Source organism: Xanthomonas sp. CPBF 426 (genome assembly GCF_903989465.1).
GTDB classification, from domain to species: Bacteria; Pseudomonadota; Gammaproteobacteria; order Xanthomonadales; family Xanthomonadaceae; genus Xanthomonas; species Xanthomonas euroxanthea.
In genome coordinates, this window is record NZ_LR861805.1 from 545101 (window position 1) to 562560 (window position 17460).

General features: G+C 66.5%; 15 protein-coding genes. 8 read left to right on the forward strand and 7 right to left on the reverse strand.

Translation table 11 applies throughout. From position 1 onward, the window contains the following. Positions 1–280: 280 nt before the first annotated feature. From H7A87_RS02310 to H7A87_RS02330, 5 genes are all read right to left on the reverse strand, one after another. The gene (locus H7A87_RS02310) at positions 281–2038 is read right to left on the reverse strand and encodes a peptidoglycan-binding protein (RefSeq protein ID WP_119129422.1); all 1758 of its coding nucleotides are present in this window, start codon (positions 2036–2038) and stop codon (positions 281–283) included. A 74-nt stretch (positions 2039–2112) separates the two neighbouring features. Next, a complete protein-coding gene (locus tag H7A87_RS02315) occupies positions 2113–2649 on the reverse strand; it encodes a hypothetical protein (RefSeq protein ID WP_104583479.1) in 537 nt (178 codons plus the stop codon). A gap of 233 nt (positions 2650–2882) precedes the next feature. Beyond that, on the reverse strand, positions 2883–3389 hold the full coding sequence (locus H7A87_RS02320) for a hypothetical protein (RefSeq protein ID WP_119129423.1): 507 nt from the start codon (positions 3387–3389) through the stop codon (positions 2883–2885). A gap of 275 nt (positions 3390–3664) precedes the next feature. Continuing rightward, complete coding sequence (locus tag H7A87_RS02325; RefSeq protein ID WP_180496867.1) at positions 3665–4363, reverse strand: hypothetical protein; 699 nt, start codon at positions 4361–4363, stop codon at positions 3665–3667. Between the two features lie 118 nt (positions 4364–4481). Next, a complete protein-coding gene (locus H7A87_RS02330) occupies positions 4482–5408 on the reverse strand; it encodes a phosphoribosylaminoimidazolesuccinocarboxamide synthase (RefSeq protein ID WP_164741009.1) in 927 nt (308 codons plus the stop codon). A 208-nt stretch (positions 5409–5616) separates the two neighbouring features. Here H7A87_RS02330 and H7A87_RS02335 point away from each other — a divergent pair, with 208 nt between their 5' ends. Beyond that, positions 5617–5946 (forward strand): DnaJ domain-containing protein, encoded by a 330-nt coding sequence (locus H7A87_RS02335; RefSeq protein WP_104649147.1) that lies wholly within the window; start codon positions 5617–5619, stop codon positions 5944–5946. 92 nt (positions 5947–6038) lie between these two features. Here the strand turns inward: H7A87_RS02335 and H7A87_RS02340 are convergent, their stop codons facing one another. Next, the gene (locus tag H7A87_RS02340) at positions 6039–6878 is read right to left on the reverse strand and encodes an outer membrane beta-barrel protein (RefSeq protein ID WP_104583586.1); all 840 of its coding nucleotides are present in this window, start codon (positions 6876–6878) and stop codon (positions 6039–6041) included. Positions 6879–7000: 122 nt separating this feature from the next. On the opposite strand from H7A87_RS02340, the gene rpe reads away from it, so the two are divergent. The 7 genes from rpe to H7A87_RS02375 all read left to right on the forward strand — a co-directional run bounded on the left by rpe (position 7001) and on the right by H7A87_RS02375 (position 15471). Further along, complete coding sequence (rpe, locus tag H7A87_RS02345; RefSeq protein ID WP_119129477.1) at positions 7001–7672, forward strand: ribulose-phosphate 3-epimerase; 672 nt, start codon at positions 7001–7003, stop codon at positions 7670–7672. Next, a complete protein-coding gene (locus H7A87_RS02350; RefSeq protein ID WP_119129425.1) occupies positions 7669–8160 on the forward strand; it encodes a GNAT family N-acetyltransferase in 492 nt (163 codons plus the stop codon). The genes rpe and H7A87_RS02350 overlap by 4 nt, the downstream gene beginning before the upstream one ends. Positions 8161–8393: 233 nt before the next feature. After that, complete coding sequence (gene yegS, locus H7A87_RS02355) at positions 8394–9323, forward strand: lipid kinase YegS (protein WP_119129426.1); 930 nt, start codon at positions 8394–8396, stop codon at positions 9321–9323. A gap of 292 nt (positions 9324–9615) precedes the next feature. Continuing rightward, the gene (trpE, locus tag H7A87_RS02360) at positions 9616–11091 is read left to right on the forward strand and encodes an anthranilate synthase component I (RefSeq protein WP_104583485.1); all 1476 of its coding nucleotides are present in this window, start codon (positions 9616–9618) and stop codon (positions 11089–11091) included. Beyond that, positions 11091–12155: an aminotransferase class I/II-fold pyridoxal phosphate-dependent enzyme gene (locus tag H7A87_RS02365; RefSeq protein WP_119129427.1), complete on the forward strand. Its 1065-nt coding sequence runs from the start codon at positions 11091–11093 to the stop codon at positions 12153–12155. Before trpE ends, H7A87_RS02365 begins: the two co-directional genes overlap by 1 nt. A gap of 30 nt (positions 12156–12185) precedes the next feature. Continuing rightward, on the forward strand, positions 12186–12968 hold the full coding sequence (locus H7A87_RS02370) for an SIMPL domain-containing protein (RefSeq protein ID WP_104649152.1): 783 nt from the start codon (positions 12186–12188) through the stop codon (positions 12966–12968). A 217-nt stretch (positions 12969–13185) separates the two neighbouring features. Then, the gene (locus H7A87_RS02375; RefSeq protein ID WP_119129428.1) at positions 13186–15471 is read left to right on the forward strand and encodes a glycoside hydrolase family 3 N-terminal domain-containing protein; all 2286 of its coding nucleotides are present in this window, start codon (positions 13186–13188) and stop codon (positions 15469–15471) included. A gap of 224 nt (positions 15472–15695) precedes the next feature. Here the strand turns inward: H7A87_RS02375 and H7A87_RS02380 are convergent, their stop codons facing one another. After that, a complete protein-coding gene (locus H7A87_RS02380) occupies positions 15696–17279 on the reverse strand; it encodes a thioredoxin family protein (protein WP_119129429.1) in 1584 nt (527 codons plus the stop codon). Between the last annotated feature and the right edge of the window lie 181 nt (positions 17280–17460).

Sequence of the window (17460 nt, forward strand, 5' to 3'; positions counted from 1 at the left end):
CCGCGCCACTTTGCGATGTGGAGGGCATCGCAGAGCGCCCGACGTGGCGCTGCGTGTGGGACGTCATCAGCGCTGCAGGCCGTGTCTAACCGACGTCTGGAAGGTGTGTCGATCTCCGGTGGCAGGCAATCGGCCAACGGCGAATGGCGAAAGCAACGCGCTGATGCGTGTGTGCCGAGGCACGGTTGCCGCATCGCTCTCGGCGGCAATGCCGAAAGGACACGCACAAAAAAACCGGCCAGAGACCTGGCCGGTTTTTTCTTGCTGCACCGTTGAGCCCTCAGCGGCCGCCGATCGCGACCCTCTGCTGCTCGTCCTGAGCGCGCTGCTGCGAAGCCTGGCCAGCCAGCAATTGCGCACTGGTCTGCTCCAGCGTGGGGGCAGGCTGGTTCAGATCCACCGCCGCACGGAAGCCCGGCGTGGTGCCCATGACGAACGCCTTGCCATCCTGCACGGTGACGTTCTGCAGCTTGTCTGCCGAATCGATCCCGTTCTGCTTGGCCTGCAGCGTGACGTGGGCCGCCGTCTCGTTGGAGATCATGCTGGGCAGCCTGCTGCGGATCGCGGTGTGCAAGGCATGGTCCGGGTGCGAGGCATCGTCGAGCGACGGGCCCTTGGGCGCAGCGACAGGCGTCTGTGCTGCCTGTGCCTGTGCCTGTGCCGGTTGTGCGGACAACGCGGCCTGCGTGTTGCGCCCCACCACGCCATCGGGCTGCAGTCCGTGCTGCTTCTGGAACGCAATCACTGCCTCCCGCGTGTTGTCGCCAAAGCGACCATCCTCGGCAAGCCGGTTGCCCTGCGCATCGCGCACGCCAAGCCGGTTGAGGTCCTGCTGCAGCTTGCCGACATCGCCGCCCTGCTCGCCATGCCGCAGCGTGCCATTGCCCGCCGGTGTCGCTGGCTGGGAGTGGCGCGCGCCCGACTCCTGCTGATGACCCTGATTCCAGAACGTCTCCGGGCTGGTCAACTTGCCGCTGGCATCGCGCAGTTGGTAATGCACATGCTGTGCGTACTGGCTGTTGCCGTTCGGGCCGCGTCCACCCATCGTGCCGATGGCATCGCCCGCGGACAGCGCCTGACCTTCTTTCACCTTGAGTGCGTCCAGGTGCAGGATCTCGTGCGAGTTACCCTGTGCATCGCGAATCTTGACAGTGCCGTAGTTGCCGCCCGCAAACGTCACGGTTCCGGAGACCGGCGAATGCACCGTCGGGTGCTGCAGGTTGCGGCCTGTCTGGCCACCCTGGTAGTTGAAGTCGGTACCGCCGTGATCGCGGGCACTGCGATGCTCGCCGTAATGGCCGGTGATGTGCGGCGCCGTCCCGTTCTGCGGCGGGAGCATCCGTTCCATCGTGTGCTGAAACGTGCTGGAACCGCCATGCTGCGGCTGCGCAGGTGCTGGCGCAGCGGGCTGCACCGGCTGTCCGAGCTGGCCGTGTGCCAGGTTGTTCATCAGCTCTGGAGTGATATCGCGCTGCCAGCGGGCAAACCGGTTCTCGCGGTCGGCCAATCCATTCGGCGGATCGCCGCCGTTGATCGCAACGCCTGCCGCATGCGCGTCCTGCCTGGCGGCCTGTGGCACGTTGTTCTGCCAGTACCAGGTCGCGATGCGGGATGCGTTCTCAGGTTGTGCCGCCAGATCGGGGTGCGCCACCAGGTCCAGGTTCAACGCTTCGCCGGCCGCACGATATTGATCCTTGCCGGTGAGCTGCATGTAACCGCGGCCACGGTACAGGTAGCCATCGCCGGGCTCGTTATTGCCCATGCGCCCGCCATACATCAATTCGGCCAGTTTTTCCGGTTGCCCGCGCAGGGCATCCAGACGCGCCTGCTCCAGGGCCTCGGGCCCCTCACGTAGTGCGGATCGCACCTTCGAACTCACCTGCGAGGATCCATGCGTATAGCGGAACCCTTCTTCCAGGCGGTTGAGGCCCATCGACTCATGACCCACCTGGGCCATGAAGTTTGCCAGCTCCTTCGGCTGGGTAATGCCTGCTGCATAGGCTGATTGGAGCAGCCCTGTTTCGCGATCGGTTGCCATGGGTGTAACTCCTCATTTCTCAGCAACATGAAATAACGGACTCCTTCCTTGTCCGTGCAAACCATTACTTCCGTTTAATTCGCCTTCTCGGCTGCGGCGTCGTCCAATGCCGCAGCTTTCTTCAATGTGGAGGGATCAAATTCCGCGAATGCCACCGTGCCGAAATCCTTGGTGGTCAATTCCAGGGTGTTGTGCTGCTCGGTCTCGGTATCGGACAGGTCACGCACCACCTTGTCCAGCAACCAGCTCTGCTTGTCTGCCGAGTACTTGAATGTAAAGTCGTCCGCCCAGCGCTCACGCGATCCGCCGGAAATGGAAATGGTGAATTGCCCGGGCTGGATGCGCGAAAACGCATAGGGGTCGCCTGCCAGGCCGCCACACCGGGCGCATGGGACGATCTTGCTGTTTTCGGCAGCCTTTTTCAGCGCGCCGTCGGCAGTCTGTGTCAGCAACAGGACCGTACGCGGCTGCCCTTCACCGAGCTTTTCCGCACCAGTGGCTGGCGGGGAAATCACCACCAGCGCATCGGAGCGCCCCGCGCCAGTCAGATCGCCGCGGATGGTCTCCAGAGCCTTCGATCCTGCCGGAATGAAGGAGTCTATCGTGCCCATAGGTACAGTCCCTTGTGTCGGTGTTGCGGGGGGTGTTGCGGCAGGTGCGGACGACTGCGTCGCCGCGGTATCGGCAGCTGCCGTCGGCTGCTCGGTTGCACCGCCGGCCTGGGGGCCGTTACAGGCCGCAAGGACAACTGCCAATGCAGGGCCGATCAATCGGAAAGGGCGCAAGGTTATCTCCTGGAACGATGGCAGGTATGCGATGAACGGCGCGGCCGCTGGCGCGCAGATTACAGGGATTGGTCGTCCACCTTGACCAGCATCCAGCAAGGGCGCTGGGCGAAGTGGTAGACCTGCTGATCGCCGGTGTCCGGTGTGCGGACCAGTACCTGGCGGCCATCGGCTTCTTCGGAAATCGTGACTTCGCGGCCGCCGTTGCGGGCCGCCTCCAGGTTCGGGATGACGGGCCATTCAACGTCGGCCAGCGCAACCGTGCGGGTGACCGGCGCCGGCTCGGGCTGTGCGTCCGGGTCGAGTTGAATCATCGTCAGCGGATCGGCCGTGGCCTTTTCCTGTACTGCAATGTCCGCACTGAAGCTTTTCAGAAACGTAGCGAAGTCGGTGCTGGGGCAGGTTGCCGGCTGGGCAGGCGTTGCTGCAGCGGCAGCAGGTGTCGAGGCGGCAGGTGCGGCAGTCGCAGCAGGCATCGCAGCGCCGGCTGGCTCTGCTTGCGGTTTGCAGGCGACCAGCGCCAGGCTCAGTGCGAGCGCGTGCAGGGACGTTCGGAAAAGGGCCAAGGGATCCTCCTGATCATGGTGGGCAACGGGTGCGCGGGCGGGATGCTATCCGCGCGCTACCTGCAAATGTGTGAAGGCTTGCAGTACCGAGGGTGACCCAAACCGGCCGGCAGGCGGCAGGCCAACACCCCAGGAGAGCCGCCGGCCCGACGATCCGTGCCCCGGCGCTCGGGTCGTTCCATTGCCGGTGATTGCCGCCAACACGCGCCAGGCTAACGCAAATCCCGCCTTCGCAAAAATCATGATGATTTGATTAGGGGTTACCTGCGGATTGATCAGGCCGGCGCGGGTGACTCTATCCCGTTTGAAAACACATCGAGTGCATCCGCACCCACCCATCCCTGCGCGCACTCGCCGACGTACTGGCCCGGTGCGGCGGCGTGGCAGCTGTCACCAGTGGCGGTGCTCGAGCGTTGGATCGGCCTGTCGCCGTATGTTCCGCATGCCGGGTTGTTCTTGCATTGGGCGACAGTGTCTGCAGGGATCGCGATGACGTAGTAATACAGAGGGGTCTGCCCAGCGCGGCCGATCGCCTGGATGCAGACGAGCTGGCCCTGCGCCAGCCTGGCTCTTGCGATCGCATTACTTCCAGTGGTTGGCACCGCGTCGAGTACATCCACTCCGTTTGCTTGCGCCACGCCGGCAAAGAAGCCCGGATTGCCACATGCAGGTGAGAGCTCTACGTCATAGAAATCGCCGGCATCGACATTTCCGGCCGTACAGCCTTTTGCCATGTTCGCATCGGCGCACTGCACGCCGGCTGCCTGCAGTAAGGCAGCGAGCCGGTCATTGCGGGAAGCGCCACCAGGAGAGGTGGCATGTGCTGCTGCAGACGCCGACGCCGTGGATGTGACTGGCGGCGCGGCAGGCACTGCCGATTCGCCGGCGCTGCACGCGCTTACTGCAAGCAGCGCCGGCAGGAGGGCGTTGCGTAACACCGGCAATCTGCGCAAGGAAAAACAGGAGAGAGCCATTGCGACTTCCTTGGACAATGGATGGCGTCAGGTGCGTGCTTCGGCGCTCGATGACGAGCGCCGGCCGCCAGTGCTGCTTTGGCGCAGCGTCAAAGCCCAGAGTGCGGGGCATTGAAGATCAATCAACCGAAATGCCCGCCAAGCGCTGCAATGCCTCGGCATATTTTGCGCGTGTGCGTTCGATCACGTCTGCCGGCAGGCTGGGGCCGGGGGCGGTCTTGCCCCAGTCCAGGGTTTCCAGGTAATCGCGCACGAACTGCTTGTCGTAGCTGGGCGGGCTGGTGCCGAGTTCGTACTGGTCGGCGGGCCAGTAACGCGACGAGTCCGGGGTCAGCATCTCGTCCATGATGTACAGGCGGCCATCGGCATCGGTGCCGAATTCGAACTTGGTATCGGCCAGCAGGATGCCGCGTTCGGCGGCGAAATCGGCGGCGAAACGGTAGATGCGCAAGGTGGCATCGCGGACGCGTTCGGCAAGCTCGGCGCCGACGGTCATGACCATCGCGTCGAAGTCGATGTTTTCGTCATGGTCGCCGACCGCGGCCTTGGTCGACGGGGTAAAGATCGGCTCGGGCAGTTTCTCGGCCTGGCGCAGGCCGTCGGGCAGTTCGATGCCGCTGATCTTGCCGGTGCGCTGGTAATCCTTCCAGCCGCTGCCGATCAGATAGCCGCGTGCGATCGCTTCCACCGGCACCGGCTTGAGCTTGCGCGTGACGACCGCGCGCCTGGCATACAGCGCCGGGTCCACACCTTCGGGCAGCACCTGCTCCACGGTGATGTCGACCAGGTGGTTGGGCATCAGGTGCTCGGTCTTGTGGAACCAGAAGTTGGACACCTGGCACAGCATCTCGCCCTTGCCGGGGATCGGGTCGGGCAGCACCACGTCGAACGCGGACAGGCGGTCGGTCGCCACCATCAACAGATAATCGCCCGGGGGCGCATCGGCGGGCAGGCGCTCGCGGGGAATGTCGAAGACATCGCGGACCTTGCCACGGTGACGCAACGGCAGGCCGGGCAGATCGGATTGCAACAGCGTGGTCGACACAGGCACTCCTAAGGACGTCGCAATGACGCTGTCCCCGGGACCCGGCGGGCCCGCGGGTGGGCAGCGGGCCGCGTAGTGTACGGCGCTTCGGTGCGCGCCGCTGTATTTATTGGAGCCCGCCTGCGGGCCGGCGTGCAGGCCGCGTCAGCCAGGCCGGGCGGGCGTTCGGGTAAGATCGCCAGCCCGCCTTCCCGCCCCCCGATCGCCCATGTCCTGGTATGGAAAACTGCTCGGCGCCCTGGCCGGCGCCCTGCTGTTCCGTGGCGCGCCGGTGGTCGGGCTGATGATCGGCCTGGCCATCGGGCATGCGGTGGACGCCGGCTGGTTCAAGCGCCGCGTCGAAAACCCGTACGAGGCGCTGGGGCTGGAGCCGGACGCCACCACTGCCGAGATCGACCTGGCCTATCGCCGGCTGATGTCGCGCTACCACCCGGACAAGGTGGCCAACGCCGAGCCGGAAGCACGCCGCCAGGCCGAGCGGAAAGCCAGCCAGATCAATGCGGCCTACGACCGGATCCAGCGCCTGCGCAAACGCTGATCCAGCCGCCGCGTTCCGGCATCGGCATTGGCGCCACCATCAAACACGCCCGACCCCTTGCAGGTCGGGCGTGGTCACGCAAGCTCCAGAACTCAGAAGCGATAGGTCGCCGTCAGGCGCACCGCATTCGACGAGAAGTCCGTATCGGTGCGGCGCAGATCGGTACCGGCCGGGTTGACGCGCAGGAACGGGTTGGTGGCCGGCGCGGTGCCCGGGCCGACACGCACGCGGGTGTCTTCGTCCTGCAGGCGGGTGAACAGGTACTCCACGCCGACCGAGACGTTGTCGCTCAAGCGGCGCTGCAGGCCCAGGCCGGCCTGGTAGCCGTCGGCGCTGTCGCCGCCGCTGCTGGTGAAGCTGTTGGCGGTGTTGCTGCTGGAGAAGCTGTGGTCGAACTCGCCGCGTGCCACGCCGGCGGTGACATAGGCCAGATAGTCACCCTGTGCGCCGAAGGCATAGCCGATACGGCCGCGCAGGGCGGCGGTGCGGTTGAGCTGGCGGGTGAAGGTGTAGAACGCCGGGGTGGTGCTGAAGGCGCTGACGCTGTCGCGCAGGTCGTTGCGGGTGTATTCGGCGACCACGCCGTAGACCCAGTTGCCGGCCTGCCAGTCGTAGCCCAGCCGCGCACCGTATTCGGCGCCGCCCTTGTCCTTGCTGCAGCCGCTGGCCGGGGTGCGCCCGGCGGCCGCGCCGCCGCAGAATCCGGGCGAGAAGGCATCGGCGCCGGTCGGGGTGCTGACCTGGTCGCCATCGCGGCCGTCCAGGTTGGTGTCGAAGCCGAAGCGGCCGCCGGAAACGCCACTGACGTCGGCACCGCCGACATTGGCGCCGATCGAGAAACCTGACCAGTCGGCCGGGCCGGTCTGTGCCCAGGCGGATGGGGCCAGGGCCATCAAAACAAGCGCAGCGGAGGCGAGCGGGGTGGTCTTCATGCGGTGTCCTTGGCGAAAGGGCGCGGTGCGCCGGTCAGGTGCATACGCAGGCGGGACCGGCGCGGATGCACCGGCGTTGCGTGCCTGCGACAATGCGTGTCCCGTTCCTTGACGAGCTGCCCATGCAACCGACGGCGATTGCCCCGTCCATCCTGTCCGCCGATTTCGCCCGCCTGGGCGAGGAAGTGAACAACGTCCTGAAGGCCGGCGCCGATTGGGTGCACTTCGACGTGATGGACAACCACTACGTGCCCAACCTCACCATCGGCCCGATGGTGTGCCAGGCGCTGCGCAAGCACGGCATCGTCGCGCCGATCGACGTGCACCTGATGGTCGAGCCGGTGGACCGCATCGTGCCGGACTTCGCCGAGGCCGGCGCCACCACCATCAGCTTCCATCCCGAAGCCAGCCGCCATGTGCACCGCACGATCCAGCTGATCAAGTCGCACGGCTGCCAGGCCGGCCTGGTGCTCAACCCGGCCACCCCGGTGGACATCCTGGACTGGGTGCTGCCCGAGCTGGATCTGGTGCTGGTGATGTCGGTCAACCCCGGCTTCGGCGGGCAGGCCTTCATTCCCTCTGCGCTGGATAAATTGCGCGCCATCCGCAAGAGGATCGACGCGCTGGGCAAGCCGATCCGGCTGGAGATCGACGGCGGGGTCAAGGCCGACAACATCGGCGCGATCGCTGCGGCCGGTGCCGACACCTTCGTCGCCGGCTCGGCGATCTTCAACGCGCCCGACTATGCGCAGGTGATCGCGCAGATGCGCGCAGCGGTGGACGCGGTGCGATGAGCGCGCCCACGCTGCAGATCCGCGCTGCCACGCCGAACGATGCGCAGCTGCTGCACGAGCTGATCACCGCACTGGCGGTGTACGAACGCGAACCCGATGCGGTCAAGGCCAGCCCGGAGGACCTGCGCGCCAGTCTGTTCGGCGACGGTGCCACCGCGCATGCACTGATCTGCGAGCAGGATGGCCAGGCGCTGGGATTTGCGGTGTATTTCTTCAACTACTCGACCTGGCTCGGCCGCAACGGCCTGTATCTGGAAGACCTGTTCGTGCGTCCGCAGGCGCGCGGGCAGGGCGCCGGCCTGGCCTTGTTGCGGCATCTGGCCCGGTTGGCCGTGCAGCGTGGCTGCGGGCGTTTCGAATGGTCGGTGCTGGACTGGAATCAGCCGGCCATCGACTTCTACCAGGCGGCCGGTGCGCGCCCGATGGACGGCTGGACCGTCTACCGGCTCGACGGCGAGCGCCTGGCCGCCTTCGCCGCCGGTACCTGAGCGCGGCCTGCCGCGCCGCCGTGGCACGCAAGAAGAAGGCCGCCCCCACCGGAGCGGCCTTCAGAAAAATTGGAGGCTGATCCTGCCTCCGCCCGTCGTCCCTGCTATGGCCTTCCACTCTCCGGGTCATCGGTGACATGCCGATGACAGCCGGGCGAGGCTGCGTATTCACGAGGCACGCAGCGGGCCGCTGCTAGCCTGCGGCCACCACCCTCACAGCATTGGCAGCGTGCATGGCCGCGTCCCACTGGCGTCTGATCCTCAACGGCAAGTCCACCGACAACCTGGACCTGCGTGAGGCGGTGGGAACGCTGCGCAAGCGCGGCATCCAGCTCGAGGTGCGGGTCACCTGGGAAGACGGCGATGCCGAGCGCTATGTCGGCGAAGCGGTTGCCGACGGCGCCCACACCGTGATCGCGGCCGGGGGCGACGGTACCTTGAGCGAAGTGGCCGCCGCGCTGGCGCATCACACGGCCGACGCCGCCACGCTGCCGTCGCTGGGCCTGGTGCCGCTGGGGACCGCCAACGACTTCGCCACTGCCGCCAATCTGCCGATCGAGCCGCTCGCCGCGTTGACGTTGATCGCCGAGCGTGCGGCCGAGCCGATCGACCTGCTGCGCATCGACGCCGAGCACGGCCCGCACTGGTGCGCCAACGTCGCCAGCGGCGGGTTCGGCACCCAGGTCACCGTCGAAACCGACGAAGGCCTGAAGAAGATGCTCGGTGGCCTGGCGTATCTGATCACCGGCATGTCGCGGCTGGGCCGGATCGACCCGATCAGCGCCCGCTTCAGCGGCCCGGACTTCCGTTGGGAAGGCGAGTTCATTGCACTTGGCCTGGGCAACGGACGCCAGGCCGGCGGCGGCCAGGCGCTGTGTCCGGAAGCCTTGATCGACGATGGCCTGCTCGACGTCACCATCGTGCCTGCGCTCAACGGCGAAGTGGCCGCCACCCTCGGTACCCTGGTCACCGGCGGCAAACAGGCCGCGCTGGAGCGTGTGGCCGTGCGCGCGCGGCTGCCGTGGCTGGAGATCGTCTCGCACCAGCCGCTGACCTTGAACCTGGATGGCGAGCCGGAGACCTCGCTGCATTTCCGCATCGAATGCGTGCCGGCGCGGTTGCGGATGCATTTGCCGGTGGAGTGCCCGTTGCGGAGCGTTTGAGCGCTGGGAATCGGGAATCGGGAATCGGGATTGGGGAATCGGAAGAGCGATAGAGCGGGTGTTGCGGGGTGTTGGTGTCACGGGCTGTAAGACACCCAGGCCGGACTGGCTCGGCTTCGCGATTTGCGCGGCTTTGGTCTCGCGCCTGCTGCCCTTGCGCGGCAGTTGCGCTACAGTAGCGGCGTGTCCCGCCTGACGACTCCACGCTCCTTCTCTTCCGCTCGCCGCTGGTGGCGATGGTGGCCCGTTGCCGTCGTCCGCCCCGCCACAGAGTCCCGGAAGGAAAGTCGTCTTGATCACTGCAGAGCAGTTCCAGCGCCAGGCCGCTGAAGGTCACACCCGTATCCCCGTTGTCCGGCAAGTGCTGTCCGACCTGGACACGCCGCTGTCGGTCTATCTGAAGCTCGCCGACGGCGCCTACACCTACCTGTTCGAATCGGTCGAAGGTGGCGAACGCTTCGGGCGCTATTCCATCATCGGCCTGCCGGCGCGGCGCGTGTACAGCTTCCGCGGGCACACGCTGGAAATCAGCGAGCACGGCGAAGTGCTGGAAACCCGCGAGGTCGCCGACCCGCTGGCCGAAGTCGACGCCTTGCGCGCCGAGCACTCGGTGCCGCAGCTCGACGGCCTGCCCGGTTTCACCGGTGGCCTGGTCGGCTGGTTCGGTTTCGAGTGCATCCAGTACATCGAGCCGCGCCTGGGCACCGGCGACAAACCCGATGAGCTGGGCACGCCGGACATCCTGCTGATGCTGTCCGAAGAGCTGGCGGTGTTCGACAATCTCAAGGGCCGGCTGTACCTGATCGTGCATGCCGACCCGCGCCAGCCGCAGGCCTACGTGCGCGCTAACCGGCGCCTGGACGAACTGGCGCACCGCCTGCGTCAGGGCGGCGCCGGGTATCCGCAGGCGCAGATTTCCGATGCGATCGACGAGTCGGATTTCCGCTCCTCGTTTACCCGCGAGGAATACCACGCGGTGGTGCGCAAGGCGCAGGAATACGTGCGCGCCGGCGACATCTTCCAGGTGGTGCCGTCGCAACGCTTGCGCGTGCCGTTCCGTGCGCGCCCGGTGGATGTGTATCGCGCGCTGCGTGCGCTCAATCCATCGCCGTACATGTATTTTCTCGATGTCGGCGGTACCCAGGTGGTCGGCTCCTCGCCGGAAATCCTGGCGCGCCTGCGCGATGGCGTGGTCACCGTGCGTCCGATCGCCGGTACCCGCCCACGCGGCGCAACACCGGAGCTGGACAAGGCGCTGGAAGAAGAATTGCTGGCCGACCCGAAAGAGCGCGCCGAGCACGTGATGCTGATCGACCTGGGTCGTAACGATGTCGGCCGCGTGGCCGAACCGGGCACGGTCAAGGTGGGCGAGCAGTTCGTGATCGAGCGCTATAGCCACGTGATGCATATCGTCAGCGAGGTCACCGGCACGCTCAAGGCCGGCCTGAATTACAGCGACGTGCTGCGCGCCACCTTCCCGGCAGGCACGGTCAGCGGCGCGCCGAAGATTCGCGCGTTGGAGATCATCCGCGAGCTGGAGCCGGTCAAGCGCAACGTCTATTCCGGCGCAGTCGGCTATATCGGCTGGCATGGCGATGCCGACACCGCCATTGCGATCCGCACCGCCGTGATCCAGGACGGGTATCTGTACGTGCAGGCCGGCGGCGGCGTGGTCTACGACTCCGACCCGGACCTGGAATGGCAGGAGACCATGAACAAGGGGCGTGCGCTGTTCCGTGCGGTCGCGCAGGCGGCCAAGGGGTTGTGATGGACGGGCAGGGCAACGCGATGCGCATCAGCTTCCGCAACGACTACAGCGAGGGCGCGCATCCGCGCCTGCTGCAGGCCCTGGCACAGGCCAGCGCCGAACAGAACGCCGGCTATGGTACCGATCGCCACACCGCGCGTGCGGCTGCATTGATTCGCAATGCAGTCGCGCAGCCACAGGCCGACGTGCATCTGCTGGTCGGCGGCACCCAGACCAACCTGACGGCGATCGCGGCGTTCCTGCGCCCGCACCAGGCGGTGATCGCGGTGGAGGCCGGGCACATCGCCACGCACGAAACCGGCGCCATCGAAGCCACCGGCCACAAGGTGCTGGCCGTGCCTGCGTTGCACGACAAGCTGACGCCGGCGCTGATCCAGCCGTTGCTGGACGTGCACGGCAACGAGCACATGGTGCAACCGCGCCTGGTCTACATTTCCAACAGCACCGAGAGCGGCACCATCTACACGCGTGCCGAACTCCAGGCGCTGTCGCGTTTCTGCCGCGCACACGACCTGCTGCTGTACCTGGATGGCGCACGCCTGGGCGCCGCACTGACTGCCGCTGGCAACGATCTGGACCTGCCGACGATTGCCGCGCTGACCGATGCGTTCTACATCGGCGGCACCAAGAACGGCGCCTTGCTCGGCGAAGCGCTGGTCATCGTCACTCCGGCATTGCAGGCGGACTTCCGCTATCTGATCAAGCAACGTGGCGCGCTGCTGGCCAAGGGCATGCTGCTGGGGTCGCAGTTCGCGACCTTGTTCGAAGACGGCCTGTTCCTCGCGCTGGCCGCGCATGCCAATGCCATGGCGCAGCGCTTGCGCGCCGGCTTGCTGGCCGCTGGCGTGCAGTTCACCAGCGACTCGCCGACCAACCAGCAGTTCATCGTCGTCAGCACAGCGCAAGCCGAACAGCTCGCCCGGCGCTACGATTTCGAACGCTGGGAAACCCGCAGCGATGGCTGCCTGGTCATTCGCTTCGTGACCTCATGGGCCACCACGCCGGCGGCGGTCGATCGGCTGTGTGCGGACGTGGCGGCGCTTCTGCAGGACCCCACGCTGTAGGGGCATCACTCGCCATCAAGGAAGACGACAATGAACAGATTCGCCGGCTGGATGCTCGCCACCGCCCTCATGCTACCTGCCGTGGGCGCAGCGCAGATCAATACACTGCCCTCGCAGCCGCACTTGCTGGTGAAGGGGCAGGCCTATCGGACCGTGGATCCGGACCGGTTCATCGTCGATCTGAAGGTCAGCAACACCAATTTGCAGCCCGACCTGGCACGCACGTTCGTCGAAGAGCGCGCCCGTGTGGTCCTGGATGGGTTGCAGCGCAACCGCGTGCTCAAGGACTCGCTGTATGCCTCTGCGTTGTCGATTGCGCCGCAATCGCGTTACGAGGCGGGTAAATCGGTCTTCGAAGGCACCCGCGTGGAGCGCAAGATCCGCGGCACCTTTACGTCCTTGAAGGATGTGCGTGCCTTTCTCGGCGGCTTGGAGGCCAATGAGCACGTCCAGGTGTTGTCGATGCAGACCGCCTACGCCGATGCCGCTGCCTTGCGTGCAGACCTCAAGCGCGAAGCCGCCACGCAGTCGCGCGAATCGGCCCAAGGACTGGCCGCTGCTTACGGCGTGCGGCTCGGCGGGATCTACAGCATCTCCGATGTCGCCCCCAATTTTGCCTATGGCGTCGAGGCGGGCACCTGGTCGGCCCCCGCAGCGCCAAAGCCAGGCTCGGTGGTGTCGCCGCCTTCGCCACCGGCCCCACCGCCGCCGCCTGCGCCAAGCGCCGGAGCCCAGGGCATCGGCGAAAGCCTGCTGACCGGCACGATCACCTACACCGAAAACATCTATGCGGTGTTCCTGATCGCGCAGTGAGGCAGGACTGCAGCAGATGGATGTCTGGGCGAGGCTCCTGATGAACCTTGGCACCAGTCCGTGCGTTGCCGTGCAGGCCGACGATCCTTGTTCGTGCAACGCGATGGATTTGACGATGCCCGGTGCCCCGAAGGACGCGCCGCAAATGCGAACGTGGGATCTGCGCCCGGGCTTGCCGCTCCTGTAGCGTTGGCTGACGCCGCCGAGCCCCATCCTTATGTCCGTATGCACCACTCGACGCCAGCTGCTGCGTGGCGCGGGCACACTTGCCTTGCTCGCGCGCATTCCCGCCGGCTGGGCATTGCCGGCCGGTCCGGCACGGCCGCCCGGCTTCATCGATGCATTGGTCGCACGCATGAGCGTGGAGGAAAAAGCGGGCCAGCTCAGCCTGTTCAGTTCGGCGCAGCAGGACGGCAAGGCGATCGTCGCCAATCCACTCACGCGCACTGCCGACGGGAGCGCGCAACTGGCTGCCGCCCGCGCCGGACGGCTGACCGGAGTGTTCAACGGTTCCAACGTACGCTGGCATCAGCAACTGCAGCAGGCCGCGCTGCAGAGCCGGTTGCGGATTCCGCTGTTGTTCGCCGCCGATGTGATCCACGGCTACACCACCGTGTTCCCGGTGCCGTTGGCCGAAGCAGCCAGCTTCGAGCCGGCGCTGGCACAGCGCACTGCGCGTGCCGCGGCGAGGGAGGCCAGTGCGGTCGGTTTGGACTGGACCTTCGCGCCCATGGTGGATATCGCCCGCGATGCACGCTGGGGCCGTGGCGTGGAAGGCGCCGGCGAAGACGTGCTGCTGGCACGGCTGTTTGCGCAGGCACGGGTACGCGGCTTTCAGGGCGATGCGGGGCTGGCCCATCCCGAGGCGATGGCTGCCTGCCCCAAACACTTCGCCGCCTATGGTGCGGCCGAGGGTGGGCTGGATTACAACCGCGTGGATGTGTCCGAACGGACCCTGCGCGAGGTGTATTTCCCGCCGTTCCAGGCAGCGTTTGCCGCCGGCGCGGTCACGACCATGGCCGCCTTCAACGAACTGTCGGGCATTCCCGCCACGGCCAACGCATGGCTGCTGGATACGACGTTGCGCCAGGAATGGGGCTATCCCGGCCTGGTGGTGTCCGACTTCCAGGCCGACCAGGAACTGATTGCGCACGGCGTTGCGGTCGATGGGCGTGACGCGGCAAGGCTGGCCTTCCTGGCCGGGGTGGATATCAGCATGGAAAGCGGCCTGTATCTGCAGCACCTGCCGGCCCTGGTTGCCGCAGGTGATGTGCCGATGGCACGGCTGGATGCGTCGGTAAGACGCGTGCTGGCGTTCAAGGCGGCGCTGGGGCTGTTCGACGACCCGTTCCGGCGCATCCGGCCCGCACGGGCGCAGTCATCGCAGCGCACCACCGACACCTTGGCACTGGCCCGCGAAGCCGCCTGCAAATCGGTGGTATTGCTGAAGAACGATGGCGAGCTGCTGCCATTGCGCCGCAGCGGGGAGCGCATTGCCTTGATCGGGCCGATGGCGCGCGACTGGGTCAACCACGCCGGGCCATGGAGCCTGTTCGACGAGGAGGACAGGCGCAACACGCTGGCCGCCGCACTGGCGAATGCGTTGCAGGATCCGCAGTTACTGCAGGTGGTGGACGGCTGCGACTTTGACCAGGCACTGCCGGGCGGCGTGCAGGCCGCGGTGGCGGCCGCGCGCGGTGCCGATGTCGCGCTGCTGGCGATCGGCGAACCGTTGAGCTACTCGGGCGAAGCGCAATCGCGCAGTGAGATCTGCATCCCCGAGCCGCAGCGACAGTTGCTGGCGGCAGTCGTCGCCACCGGCACGCCTGTCGTGGTCCTGCTGAGCACCGGTCGCGCGCTTGCGCTGGAGGGGCCGGTGCTTGGCTGCGCGGCGATCCTGGTGACCTGGTTTCTGGGCTCTGCCGCCGGCGTTGCACTGGCCGACATCCTGCTTGGTGCACAGGCACCGTCCGGCCGTTTGCCGGTGAGTTTCCCGCATGCGCTCGGGCAGGTGCCGTACACCTATGCCCACCCACCCACCGGCCGTCCCACTCCGCAGCCGGACGACCTGGAGCCTTACACCACGCATTACCGGACGGCGCCCAATGCGGCGCTGTTTCCGTTTGGCCACGGACTCACCTATGGGCGCATCGCCTATGCCGAGCTGAGCTTGAGCGATGCGCGCCTGCCAGCCAACGGCAGCCTGCGCATCAGCGCACGCATCTACAACCACGGCACGCGCGATGCGGACGAAGTGGTGCAACTGTATGTCCGCGACCGCAGTGCCAGCGTCACCCGGCCGGTGCGCGAGCTGAAGGATTTCCGCAAGCTCACGGTGCCTGCAGGCGGCAGTGCGCCGGTGGAGTTCATGCTGCGGCGTGCGGACCTGTTGTTCATCGGCCAGGCGTTGAAACCGACGGTGGAGCCGGGGGTGTTCGATGTGTGGGTGGCGCCATCGGCCGAAGCTGCAGGCGTGACGGCGAGCTTCGAATTGGTGGAGTGAACCGGCGTGCGGTATTGCCTGCGCACCCAGGCAGACGTGGTTGAGAATCGCAGCCGGGGATATCTGCCGGAGCATGATGTCGCCGGGCCACGTTCCATCGTTGGCGCAGGAGGATCCCTACCGAATCATGGCGCCGGAATCGGGTGCGCGGGCGGTGAGGGCGGCCGCAGGCACCGGAGACAGCGCCATCGCCGCCCTGCAGCTGCCTGCCGGTGCGTCCCCGCTCAGCTCAGCCAGCTGCTGCAGGTGCTGGTGGTCTTGCCGTCGCAGCTGGCCTGCATCTTCTGCTGCAGGCGCGCCAGCACCGCGCCGCCTTCCTGGCGATGCTGCCTGCTCCAGGTCTTGAGCGCGCTGCCCAGCGCCTGGATGCCCTGACGGTTACGCCGACCGTAGCGATCCGGTTGGCCTGCCACTTCCGCGATCACCTGCGCGCCGGCGGATTCGACGGCAGCGGTGTCCTGCGGGGTGAGCCGGAGCACTCCATCGGCATACCGCAACGCCGACTCCACACGCGTTGCAGGGCCTTGTGAACCTTCGTAGGACTTTTTCAGCCACGTCACCGCCGTCTTCGGATCGTTGCGTTCTTCGGCGAGATAGGCCAGGAACTGCATGTAGTGATAAGGCGTCTTGCTACGCGTCAGTTCGCCCAGCAGCAGTTGTTCTGCACCGGCGTTGTCGCCTGTTGCGTCCAGCAGTTCGGCGGCTCCGGCGATGACGGACTCACGTTCTTCGTCGGTCTTTGCCGCCTGCACAGCCCATTGCACGCGCTGGCGAACGGTGTCGAGCACCGCTGCCGGCAGCGGTGGTTGCGGCTTCTGCGGCGCGCTGTCGGATGTTTGACCTTGTGCCAGGCGAGCGAGATCGACCCGTGTGGAGGCCGTGATCATCCTGTCCGCGATCGGAAGCGTGGCGTCGGCGTAGACCGTGTCCAGCGCCTGATTCAACGCCAGGGAGAGGGCAGCGCGCTCGCCAGGATCATTGGTGGACGCCACCACCAGGCGCGGCGCAAAGCGGCTCAGCTCACTGCGATTGGCGCGCACTTCCGCCGGGTCGGCCAGCACCGCCTTCAACAACGCCAGATGCGCCGGGCTGGTCACCGGCGGCGTTGGTGCAATGGACAGCGCCAGCAGCGCGAACCTGCGATGCAATGCGGGCTGCGGCGCGGAGGCGGCCAAATGCTCAAGCACCTCGCTTGCACTGTGCGTTCTTGCCGGCTCGCGCGCCATGCCCCACCACTCGTAGCCGGCCAGCAAGGTCCAGTCGTCGGCGCTCAGTTCCTTCGGCGTCTGCAACGCCCGCTCGAGCAGCTGCTCCGAGGTCGTGGTCCGTGTGGCAGCCACCCGCAGCGCGTCGGTCAGGCGGGCATTGTCGCTATAACCGGCCAGGCGCGTGATCTGGCTGCGATCCGGGCGCAGCACGATGATGGTGGGATATGCCTTGACGCTAAAGTGATCGCCCCACTTCTGGGCATCTGCAAGGTCCGCATTCAGATGCACCACCACGAATTTGTGCGTCAATGCGATGAAGGCAGGATCCTTGAACAAGGTGGCCTGCAGCCGGTTGCACGGTGGGCACCAGATGGCGCCCCAATAAAGCATCAGTGGCTTGCCGCTCTGCCTGGCCTCGGCAAAGGCACCCTCGACGTCCCCTTCGCGCCAGGCGATGCCGGCGCTGGCGGCAGGTGGGGCAGCGGTCCGAGTCTGCGCCGGCGGTGCTGGTGTGTCCGGCTTGCCGCAGCCGGTCAGGCTTGCCAGCACCGCCAACAGCGCGATCGATAGGGGCCAAGGGCGCTGGAATGACAGCAGCATGAGAAATCACCAGTGAGAGCGGGGAGGATCGAATGACTGAGCGCGCGGCATTGCGCCTGCGCTCGATGACGTCACGCCCTATTTAGCGCCGACGGCAATCCGGCAGCGTCACTGGATGCGAAGTGGCGTTGGCGCCAGCGCAGCGATGCGAGTCAAGGTCTCGACGACGCACGGGGCATGG